1 protein-coding gene is annotated in these 3,219 nt (G+C 71.2%); it reads right to left on the bottom strand.

The genetic code is table 11. The features are described 5' to 3' along the window. A partial coding sequence (locus tag ACWDR0_RS34710; RefSeq protein WP_456355824.1) for an acyltransferase domain-containing protein occupies nucleotides 1-3,175 on the bottom strand: 3,175 nt, incomplete at its 3' end. Nucleotides 3,176-3,219: the final 44 nt, after the last annotated feature.

The raw sequence follows: 3,219 nt of genomic DNA, 5'->3' as shown, positions 1-3,219 counted from the left end.
CCAACACCAACCGCCGCACCCCCCAACCCACCACCACATGCCGCGCCACCAAACCACCCAACCCACCCAACCCACCCGTCACCAACACCGTCCCCCCGGACAGGTCCGGGGCTTCGGCGGAGGCGGCGGCCGCGGCCCGGGCCAGCCGGGGTACGAACAGTTCACCGTCCCGTACGGCGATCTCCGTCTCGGTGGAGGCGGATGCCGCGGTCAGAGCGGCTGCCGAGGCTGTGCCCCCGTCGGTGTCGAGCAGCCCGAACCTGCCAGGGTGCTCGGCCTGCGCCGACCGGAGGAGACCGAGCACCGGCGCAACCGCGAGGTCGGTGCGGCCGGTGCCGTCGGGCAGCAGGGCGTTCGTCGTGACGAACACGAGCCGGGAGTCCGCGAGCGATTCCAGGGCCAGCCACTCCTGGACCAGTTCCAGCGCATACCCCGTAACGGCGCGGATCCGCGCCGGGACATCGCCGTCCCCGTCCCCGCCGTCCCCGTCCCCGTGCCTGCCGTCCCTGTCCCCGTCGATGTCGTACGGGCCGCACCGGACCAGCACCCGGTCGGGTACGGGTGCGCCCTCGTCGACGGCCGCGGCGAGTGCCGCCAGGTCGGTGAAGCGCGTGGCCCCGGCGACACCCTTCAGCGCCTCACCCACGAGGACCGGTGGCACCGGGCAGGAGGGCTTCGGAACCGGCGTCCATTCGACGCGGTATCCGGCGTCCGGCTCCCCCGGCCGCGCCCCGAGCCGGTCGGCCGGGACCGGACGGGACACCAGGGCTCCCACGGTCAGCACCGGGTTGCCCAGCACATCGGTGGCCGAAAGGGAGACGGCATCCCGCCCGGAAGGCACGATCCGGACCCTGAGTTGCGTGGCACCGACCGCATGGCAGACCACATCGGTCCACACGAACGGGAGCATCGCACCCTCGTCAGTACCCGGCGCGGCAAGGAGGGGAGCGTGCAGGCAGGCGTCGAGGAGCGCGGGGTGCAGACCGTAGCGGTCCGCTTCGGCGTCCACGGGCTCCGGCAGAACCACCTCGGCGAACAGTTCCTCACCTCGCCGCCAGAGCCTGCGGAGTCCCTGGAAAGTGCCCCCGTAGGCGTATCCGTCGTCGAGCAGTCGCTGGTAGAAGCCGTCCGCCGGAACCTCCTCGGCGGAGTCGGGCGGCCATGGGCCGCTCTCGGCAGGGGGCTCCGGGGCGGCGGCCGTCAGCTGCCCGTCGGCATGGAGAGTCCAGGGGCCGTCGTCGGCAGCGGCGGAGTACACACGTACGGCACGCGAGCCGGACCCCTCCGGACCGCCGACCACGACACGCAGCACCACTACGGACGCCGGATCCGGCAGGACCAGCGGCGCGTGGAGCGTCAGCTCCGCGAGGGCCGGGCAGTTCACCTGGTGCCCCGCGTGCAGCGCCATCTCCACGAGTGCGGCGCCCGGGAGCAGTACCACGCCCATGACCTCGTGATCCGCCATCCACGGGTGTGTGGACCGCGAGATCCGGCCGGTGATGACGTGCTCGTCCGTACCCGGCATCGCCATCGCGGCACCCATCAGGGGGTGTGCGAGCGGCCTCAGCCCGGCCGACACGACATCGCCGCCGCCCGCTCCCGCCCAGGCGTCGGCCCAGTACTCGCGGGTGTCGGCCCAGAAGCGTTCGCGTTGGAAGGGGTAGGTGGGGAGGTCGGGGAGGTGGTGGCCGGTGGGGTGGAGAGCGGTCAGGTCGAGGTCGGTGCCGTGGGTATGGAGGGTGCCGAGGGCGGTGAGAAGGGCGCGGGCTTCGTCGCGGTCGCGGTGCTGGGAGGAGAGTGTGAGGGTGCCGGTGGGGAGGGAGTCCTCGGCGGCGGGTGCCAGGACGGTGTCCGGGCCGACTTCGAGGAACCGAGTGATGCCCTGGGTGGTGAGGGTGGAGACCGCGTCGGCGAAACGCACCGGCTCACGGACCTGGCGCACCCAGTAGGCAGGGTCGGTCAATTCGTCGGTGACTGGCAGACCGGTGAGCGTGGACACGAAGGGAATCCGAGGCGGGGTGTACGAAAGCGCTGAGGCGACTTCCGAGAACTCCGCCAGCATCGGTTCCATCAGGAGCGAGTGGAAGGCATGGCTGACCCGGAGACGGGTCACCTTGTATCCCTTAAGGCGCCGGGTGGTGGCCTTAACAGCCTTTTCGGTGCCGGAGATCACCACGGAGGCCGGGCCGTTGACCGCCGCCACCTCCACACCGTCCACGAGCGCATCACGGACAACCGATTCGCTCGCGCGGACCGAGGCCATCGCCCCACCCGACGGCAGCGCCTGCATCAACCGGGCACGCGCCGCCACCAAGCGGGCCGCGTCGTCCAGGGTCAGTACGCCCGCGACATACGCAGCCGCCAGCTCACCGATCGAATGCCCAGCCAGGTAATCCGGCTTCAGACCAGCCGACTCCAGGAGGCGGAACAGCGCCACTTCGAAGGCGAACAGACCGGGCTGCGCCCAACCCGTCTCCTCCAGCAAGGCGGCATCCTCACCCCACACCACCTCCCGCAACGGCCGCTCCAAATGGGCATCCAGCGCCGAAGCCACCTCGTCGAACGCCTCCGCGAACACCGGGAAACGCCCGGCCAGCCCACGGCCCATCCCCAACCGTTGCGCACCCTGCCCCGTAAAGAGCAGCGCAAGCATTCCCCGTACCGCAGGGACGGAACTCGCATTTCCTAGGCCGTCCAGCAGTTCGTCCCGGTCCGAGCCGACGATCACCGCACGGTGTTCGAACCGCGCCCGCCCCGCCAACGACCGGGCCACATCCACCGCCCGGATCCCCTCACGCCCCGCCAGATACGACCCGAGACGATCCGCATACGACGACACCGCCTCAGGCGTCTTCCCGGACAGCACCCACGCCACCGGAGCAGCATCTTCAGAGTCGGCCGCCGCCACGGCCGGGGGCTCCTCGACGATCACATGCGCGTTCGTCCCGCTGATCCCGAACGACGACACCCCCGCCCGACGCGGACGGCCACCGCTCCGGCCCCACTCCCGCGCCTCGGTCAGCAGCTCCACCGCGCCCGAGTCCCAGTCCACCTCCCCCGACGGCTCGTCCACATGCAACGTCCGCGGCAGCACCCCATGCCGCATCGCCAGCACCATCTTCACAATCCCCGCGACACCCGCAGCCGCCTGCGTATGCCCCACATTCGACTTCACCGACCCCAACCACAACGGCTCCCCACCCTCACCCCGCCCCTGCC

Source organism: Streptomyces sp. NPDC003691 (genome assembly GCF_053981115.1).
The sequence above is the reverse complement of the archived record's forward strand: the minus strand, read 5'-3'. Positions and strand labels throughout refer to the sequence as shown.